Origin of the sequence: Flavobacterium sp., assembly GCF_043779715.1 — a bacterium.
Classification (GTDB): Bacteria; Bacteroidota; Bacteroidia; order Flavobacteriales; family Flavobacteriaceae; genus Flavobacterium.
The window spans coordinates 1-8,415 of the sequence record NZ_JAYWDT010000102.1 but is presented as its reverse complement, the minus strand read 5'-3'; the positions used below and the strand labels follow the sequence as shown (position 1 = coordinate 8,415).

The 8,415-nt window shown below is 33.7% G+C and carries 5 protein-coding genes; all 5 read left to right on the top strand.

All coding sequences use genetic code 11. The features are described 5' to 3' along the window. Positions 1 to 99: 99 nt before the first annotated feature. Positions 100 to 1,716, top strand: coding sequence for an asparagine synthase B (gene asnB, locus ACH2BG_RS05155; RefSeq protein ID WP_395046650.1), 1,617 nt, complete (start codon positions 100 to 102; stop codon positions 1,714 to 1,716). A 175-nt stretch (positions 1,717 to 1,891) separates the two neighbouring features. Next, positions 1,892 to 3,835: a DNA topoisomerase (ATP-hydrolyzing) subunit B gene (gene gyrB / locus ACH2BG_RS05150; RefSeq protein ID WP_395046649.1), complete on the top strand. Its 1,944-nt coding sequence runs from the start codon at positions 1,892 to 1,894 to the stop codon at positions 3,833 to 3,835. 98 nt (positions 3,836 to 3,933) lie between these two features. Further along, on the top strand, positions 3,934 to 4,869 hold the full coding sequence (locus tag ACH2BG_RS05145; RefSeq protein ID WP_395046648.1) for a malate dehydrogenase: 936 nt from the start codon (positions 3,934 to 3,936) through the stop codon (positions 4,867 to 4,869). A gap of 200 nt (positions 4,870 to 5,069) precedes the next feature. Continuing rightward, positions 5,070 to 8,087, top strand: coding sequence for a protein translocase subunit SecDF (gene secDF / locus ACH2BG_RS05140; protein ID WP_395046647.1), 3,018 nt, complete (start codon positions 5,070 to 5,072; stop codon positions 8,085 to 8,087). Positions 8,088 to 8,194: 107 nt separating this feature from the next. Beyond that, on the top strand, positions 8,195 to 8,415 hold a 221-nt coding region (locus ACH2BG_RS05135), incomplete at its 3' end, for a tRNA-binding protein (RefSeq protein WP_395046646.1).

The following is an 8,415-nucleotide window of genomic DNA, read 5'->3' as shown; positions in this document are numbered from 1 at the left end:
AAATAATTAAATTTAGTTTTAATTATAAATAATATTATGCAATTTTGTTTCAGTTAATAATCAAATAAGCGATTAGCTGAATCAATAAAATAAAATATTATGTGCGGAATACTAGCCATTATCGGAAAAGGAAAAGATGTAGAATTAGTAAAAACATTATCTAAAAGAATGTCACATCGCGGACCAGACGAAAGTGATTTATACATTACAGAAAACGGACATATTTTAAGTCACGAACGTCTGTCAATTATCGATTTGCATTCAGGACGTCAACCAATTCAAGGAACTTCTTCAGCTTGGATGATTCATAATGGCGAAATTTACAACCATCAAGAGTTAAGAGAGGGAATATTAAAACAGCATACTTTTAGAACCAAATCAGATTCGGAAGTGATTGTGCATTTGTATGAAGAATTTGGTTATGATTTTCTAAATAAGTTAGATGGCGATTTCGCTTTTGTGGTCATAGATGGCGACGATTATATTGCAGGACGTGACCCAATGGGAGTGAAGCCTTTATATTACGGTCTTGACGAAAGAGGCAGAATGTATTTTGCTTCCGAAATGAAACCAATTGCCGACCAATGTAAGTCTTTTTCAACTTTTCCTCCAGGGCATTATTATACGCCAAAAACAGGATTTGTTAAGTATTACAAACCAGAATATGACGATTATAAAAAAGCAACAAACGAATTAGATTTAAAATTAATTCGAGACACATTAACCGAAGCTACTCGCAAACGATTAATGAGTGACGTGCCAATTGGTGTATTACTTTCAGGAGGATTAGATTCGTCATTAACATCATCAATTGCATCAAGATTGCTAAAAGAAAAAGGCAAAACATTACATTCATTTTCTATAGGTTTAGATGCCGATGCGCCCGATGCCAAAGCAGCTCGTAAAGTCGCCGAATTTTTAGGAACTGAACACCACGAAGTGCATTTTACTATCGAACAAGGAATTGAAATTTTAGATAAATTAATTTGGCATTTAGAAACTTACGATGTGACTTCAGTAAGAGCCAGTACACCTATGTATTTCCTATCGAAAGCAATTACCAATATGGGAATTAAAGTAGTGCTTTCGGGAGAAGGAGCTGATGAGATTTTTGGAGGTTATTTGTATTTTAGAAATGCACCTTCAACAGAAGATTTTCAAGAAGAAACCATCGAAAGAGTTCAAAAATTATTCACCGCCGATTTGCTTCGTGCTGACAAATCGACCATGGCACACGGACTCGAAGCGCGTGTTCCTTTTCTTGACAAAGCATTTCTTGATGTTGCGATGTTAATAAAACCAGAAGAAAAACAACCAAAAACATACGACGGAAAAGAAAAATACATTCTTCGTAAAGCATTCGATACACAGGATAATCCATATCTTCCAGATGAAGTTTTGTGGCGTCAAAAAGAACAATTTTCTGATGGTGTTGGATATAACTGGATCGATGAATTAATTGAATATTGTACGTCAAAAGTGACTGATAAACAATTGGATTCAGCCAAAGAATTATTCCCATATAACACACCAACAACTAAAGAAGCGTATTTTTATAGAACGATTTTTCATAAATATTATCCGCAGCAAAGCGCTGCCGAAACCGTACGAAAATGGATTCCAAAATGGCAGGAAAATCAAGACCCAAGCGGTCGTGCTAATGCAGCTCATGTACAAGCTGATGTAGAGATTGCAAAATCCAATATATTGGCCTAATGATTTTAAGTTTTTCTCTTAAAAACGTCTTGATTTTTTCAAGACGTTTTTTTTATAATTATTAATAAACTGTTGATAACTTCATCACTAAATCGTAGGTTTCAGTTTCAAAATCATTCCTAATAGTATATATTTGCGTGTTAGACAAAAATTACATTTTTTAGAATAAATTTATATGAGCGACGAAATTAAGAAGGATAATTATTCAGCAGATAGTATTCAGGCATTAGAAGGAATGGAGCATGTTCGTATGCGTCCCTCGATGTATATTGGAGATGTAGGTGTTCGTGGTTTGCACCATTTAGTTTATGAAGTTGTCGATAACTCTATCGATGAGGCAATGGGTGGTCATTGTGATACGATTATTGTAGATATTAATGAAGATGGTTCGGTTTCTGTAGAAGATAACGGACGTGGAATTCCAGTAGGAATTCATAAAAAAGAAGGTGTTTCAGCACTAGAAGTTGTAATGACAAAAATTGGTGCTGGAGGAAAATTTGATAAAGATTCTTATAAAGTTTCTGGAGGATTGCACGGAGTTGGAGTTTCGGTAGTAAATGCTTTGTCAAACCATTTGAGAGCAATTGTTCACAGTAGTGATGGTAAGATTTACGAACAAGAATATGAAAAAGGAAAGGCACTTTATCCAGTAAAACAGATTGGTGAAACTAGCAAAAGAGGTACAATTGTAACTTTTTATCCAGATCCTTCTATTTTTACTCAAACAATAGAATACTCTTATGATACCTTGTCGGCTCGTATGCGTGAGTTGTCATTTTTGAACAAAGGAATTACAATCACTTTTACAGATAAAAGAGAAAAAGACAAAGACGGAAATTTTGTTTCAGAAGTTTTTCATTCAACCGAAGGATTAAAAGAGTATATCCGTTATTTAGACGGAAACCGTGAGCCAATTATTGCTCACGTAATTTCTATGGATAACGACAAAGGAGAAATTCCTGTTGAAGTTGCCTTAATTTACAATACAAGTTATACAGAGAATATTTTTTCTTACGTAAATAATATCAATACTCACGAAGGAGGAACACACTTGCAAGGTTTTAGAACTGGTTTAACCCGTTCGTTAAAGAAATATGCAGATGCTTCTGGAATGTTAGATAAACTGAAGTTTGAAATTTCGGGTGATGATTTCCGTGAAGGATTAACAGCTATTATTTCGGTAAAAGTTGCCGAACCGCAATTTGAAGGACAAACCAAAACCAAACTTGGAAACAGAGAGGTTGTTTCTCCAGTTTCTCAAGCGGTTGGTGATATGATCGAAAATTATTTGGAAGAAAACCCAAATGATGCTAGAATCATCGTGCAAAAAGTAATTTTGGCTGCACAAGCGCGTCATGCTGCTAAGAAGGCTCGTGAAATGGTACAACGCAAAACCGTAATGGGTGGTGGCGGATTACCAGGAAAATTATCAGATTGTTCTGAACAAGATCCAGCAAAATGCGAAGTTTTCCTTGTCGAGGGAGATTCGGCAGGAGGAACTGCAAAACAAGGGCGTGACAGAGCTTTTCAAGCAATTTTACCATTAAGAGGTAAGATTTTGAATGTTGAAAAAGCAATGCACCACAAAGTTTTTGAAAACGAAGAGATTAGAAATATATTTACAGCATTAGGAGTAACTATTGGTACTGCCGAAGATAGTAAAGCATTAAATCTTGAAAAATTACGTTACCATAAAGTAGTGATTATGTGTGATGCTGATATTGATGGTAGTCACATTTCTACCTTAATATTAACGTTCTTCTTTCGTTTTATGAAAGAACTAATTGAAGAAGGTCACGTTTATATCGCAACACCACCATTATACCTGGTTAAAAAAGGAAATAAAAAAGAATACGCTTGGAATGAAGTACAACGCGATCAAGCGAACGAAAGAATGGGCGGAAGTGCAACTATTCAACGTTACAAAGGTCTTGGAGAGATGAATGCAGAACAATTGTGGGATACTACTTTGAATCCTGAATTCAGAACTTTACGTCAAATAAATATTGATAGTTTAGCAGAAGCTGACAGGGTTTTCTCAATGTTAATGGGTGATGAGGTTCCGCCTCGTAGAGAATTTATCGAGAAAAATGCAGTATACGCAAATATTGATGCATAAAAAGATAATTTGGTTATTTGTTAATTCGGTTAATCGATTTAACAAATAGTCAAATCTTTGAAATAAACGAATTACCAAATAAACAAATAAACTTAAAAATGAAAGTTACAGTAGTAGGAGCAGGAAACGTAGGAGCATCTTGTGCAGATGCTATTTCTTATAGAGGAATTGCAAGTGAAGTAGTATTATTAGATATCAAAGAAGGTTTTGCCGAAGGTAAAGCTATGGATATCATGCAATGTGCTACAAATACAGGTTTTAATACGCAATTGTCAGGAGTTACAAACGATTATTCTAAAACAGCAAACAGCGATGTTGTTGTGATTACATCTGGAATTCCAAGAAAACCAGGAATGACTCGTGAGGAATTAATTGGTATCAATGCAGGAATCGTTAAGTCGGTTGTAGAAAATGTGTTGGTTCATTCTCCAAATACTATTGTAGTAGTGGTTTCAAACCCAATGGATACAATGACTTACTTAGCTTTGAAATCTACGGGTTTACCAAAAAACAGAATTATTGGAATGGGCGGTGCTTTAGATAGTTCACGTTTCAGATATTATTTATCGAAAGCATTAGACAAACCAGCAAACGATGTTTCTGCAATGGTTGTAGGAGGTCACGGTGATACCACTATGATTCCATTAACTAGATTGGCTTCTTATAATGGAATTCCAGTTTCTGAATTTCTTTCTCAAGAACAATTAGACAAAGTAGCTGCTGATACTATGGTTGGTGGTGCAACATTAACAGGATTGTTAGGAACTTCAGCTTGGTACGCACCAGGCGCTTCAGTTGCTTATCTTGTAGATAGTATTTTGAATAATCAAAAGAAAATGATTGCTTGTTCTGTTATGTTAGAGGGTGAATATGGACAATCTGATATTTGTATCGGAGTACCTTGTATTATTGGTAAAAATGGTATAGAAGAGATTGTTACTATCAATCTTAACGACAACGAAAAAGCATTATTTGCTAAAAGCGCTGAGGCTGTTCGTAATATGAATGCTGATTTAAAATCAGTTTTAGCTTAGTTTTATTAACTACAAAGTATACTAAGAATTTCACAGTGTTCACAAAGAATCTAAAAACCTAGTGAACTTTGTGAAATTGTTTGTGTTCTTTATGGTTAAATTTATATATTTGCACGTTTTGTGAAAATATGGTAGTGTTTTTACCATGCTTTTATAATTCAAAATAAACCAAACAAAGAATTAATTAATTTTTACACAGAATGCATAATAGAGGACTTATTAAATTTATTGCAATAATATTTGCACTGGTAAGTATTTACCAACTTTCTTTCACATTTGTGGCTAATAAAGTAAAAAGTGATGCAAAAACTTTTGCAGCAGGAAAACCAGAAAGAGAAGTAAAATATCTTGACTCGATAGGGAAAGAAAATGTGTTTAACCTTGGTTTTACAAATTTCACTTACGATGAGGTAAAAACAAAACAAATTAATAAAGGTCTTGACTTAGAAGGTGGTATCAATGTGATATTGCAAATCTCTGTTAAAGATGTGTTGAAACAATTAGCTAATAAATCTACAAATCCTGTTTTCAACAAGGCTTTGGCTGATGCTAAAACAAATCAACAAGGAAATCAATCTTATTTAGATGCTTTTTACGAAGCTTTTGATGCCAATTCAAATGGAAGCATCAAATTATCTTCACCAGAAGTTTTTGGAAACAGAAATATGCAAGGTGAAGATGGTGTAAATAGTGATATGACTGATTCTCAAACAAAAAAAGTAATCAACAAAAAAGTTGGTGAAGCTATCGAAAGTGCTTTTAGAGTACTACGTGAGCGTATCGACAAATTTGGTGTTACACAACCTAATATTGTGAAATTAGGAAATACAGGACGTATTCTTGTAGAACTTCCAGGCGCAAAAGATGTAGATAGAGCAAAAAAATTATTGTCAACTACAGCACAATTAGAATTTTGGGAAGCATATAAAGTAGAAGATATTAGCGGTTACTTGCAACAAGTTAATGACGTTTTGAAAAAAACTGAAAAAGCAACTGCTGTTGTAGTAGCACCAAAAGTAACTTCAAAAATAGATTCATTATTAGTAGATAAAACTACAAAAGATTCTACCGAAACTAAAAAAGGAAATGATCCACTAATAGACAAAATGCTTGCCTTCGGACAAGGACCGACTTTAGGATACTTTAGTGTTTCAGATACAGCAACTGTAAATGCTTATTTCAAAAGATCAGATATTAAGTCTTTATTACCAGGTAATCAAGCTGATGTAAAGTTTGTTTGGGGAAAAGTGAGCGAAATAGATGTTTTAAATAAACAATTAGTAGATCCAACACGTGCTACTGGTTCTAAAAAAATGGAAGCTGTTGAATTGTTTGCATTAAAAGGAAACAGAACAAATACAGCGCCAGTAAATGGAGATGCAATTGCCGAAGCAAAAGATGCTTATACGCAAATGAGTAAACCATGTGTAAACATTCGAATGAATGGAAGAGGAACCACAAAATGGGGAGATTTAACTACTGAAGTTGCTAGAACTAAAGGATATATTGCCATTGTATTAGATAATACAGTACACTCAGCTCCAAGAGTTGAAAATCCTCTAGTTGATGGAAACTGCGAAATTTCAGGTTCATTTACAATCGATGAAACTAAAGATTTAGCTAACGTTTTGCGTGCTGGTAAATTGCCTGCAGCTGCAGAAATCGTTCAATCGGAAGTAGTAGGGCCGTCTTTAGGTCAAAAAGCTATCGATGCTGGTTTAACATCTTCTATTATAGGATTATTATTAGTATCACTTTGGATGCTAATCTATTATGGAAAATCAGGTTGGTATGCAAATATTGCATTAGGAGTCAATTTATTATTCCTTTTTGGAGTAATGGCAAGTTTTGGTTTTGTACTTACATTACCAGGTATTGCAGGTATCGTTTTAACAATGGGTACAGCTGTAGATGCGAACATCATTATTTTTGAAAGAGCAAAAGAAGAACTTCGAGCAGGATTAAGCCTAGACGAAGCAGTTAAAAAATCATTCAGTTGGACAGGAGCAATGCGTTCTATAATTGATGCAAACGTTACCCATATTTTAACAGGAGGAATTTTGTACATATTTGGAACAGGACCAATCAAAGGTTTTGCATTAACTTTATTAATAGGTATTGTAACTTCACTATTTACCTCTATTTTTATTACAAGAATATTCTTAGATAGAGCAGTTGCAAAAGGAACTAAATTAGAATTTGTAAACAGTTGGTCTAAAAACTGGTTTACAGGATTCAATTTTGATTTCTTAAGAATCAAAAGAGGAACGTATATTTTCTCATCTTGTGTTGTTGTTATCAGTTTAGTATCTATATTCTTTGTGAATGGATTAGACGAAGGTGTCGATTTTGTTGGAGGAAGAACTTTTCAAGTTAAATTTGAAAAAAAGGTTGAACCTTCAGCTGTTGCTGCAGAATTGTCTAAAGTATTTGGAAGTGCTGAAGCTAAAGTTTTTGGTACAGATGATCAACTCAAGATAACTACAAAATATAAAATTAAAGAAGAAGGAGTAAGTATTGATACCGATGTAAATAAAAAATTATATGATGTACTTAAAGGTCACTTCTCTCCAGATATGACTTATGAAAAATTCATCAATGCTTATGATGGTAAAGAACTAGGTGTATTACAAGCTTCGAAAATAAGTCCAGCTATATCAGCAGATATCAAAACGAACTCATTTTGGGCAGTTTTAGGAGCTATGTTGGTTGTAGGTCTTTATTTAGTAATTTCATTTAGAAAATTAGGATATTCATTAGGAGCAATTGCAGCAGTTGTGCACGACGTTATATTTGTATTGGGTATTTACTCATTATGTTATAAGTTTATGCCTTTCCATATGGAAATGGATCAACACTTTATTGCAGCAATTCTTACCGTTATTGGTTATTCTATGAATGATACCGTAATTGTATTTGACAGAATTAGAGAATTCCTTGACGGAAACAGAAAAGGAAACTTTAACCAAATTGTAAATGATTCTATTAATACTACATTATCTAGAACTATCAATACTTCATTAACTATGTTATTGGTATTGTTGATTATGTTCATCTTTGGTGGAGATTCAATCAGAGGATTTATCTTTGCAATGTTAATAGGTATTGCTGTAGGAACTTATTCATCTTTATTCATTGCAACACCAGTATTGGTTGACACAATGTCTAAAAAAGATAAAGAAGAAATCGATGCAAGACATGCGAAAGCAAACGCATAATCTTTTTAAGATATAATATTAGAAAATCCTTCGTTGCAAAACGGAGGATTTTTTTTGTACATTTATTTTGAAGAGGATTAAATGGAAGCTTTAATAAACAAAAGTATATGAACACAATAACTTGGTCAGATTTCGAAAAAGTAGAAATGAGAATAGGAACTATAATTAAGGTGAATGATTTCCCAGAAGCTAGAAAACCAGCTTACCAACTCACAATCGATTTTGGAAGTGAAATTGGTATCAAAAAAACATCGGCACAAATCACAAAACGTTATGCTAAAGATGCTTTATTAAACAAGCAAATTGTTGCGGTAGTAAATTTTCCCGT

Excerpts from the sequence above, each read along its gene's own strand:
- asnB (WP_395046650.1), top strand. The coding sequence starts at position 100 with ATGTGCGGAATACTAGCCATTATCGGAAAAGGAAAAGATGTAGAATTA.
- gyrB (WP_395046649.1), top strand. The coding sequence starts at position 1,892 with ATGAGCGACGAAATTAAGAAGGATAATTATTCAGCAGATAGTATTCAG.
- ACH2BG_RS05145 (WP_395046648.1), top strand. The coding sequence starts at position 3,934 with ATGAAAGTTACAGTAGTAGGAGCAGGAAACGTAGGAGCATCTTGTGCA.
- secDF (WP_395046647.1), top strand. The coding sequence starts at position 5,070 with ATGCATAATAGAGGACTTATTAAATTTATTGCAATAATATTTGCACTG.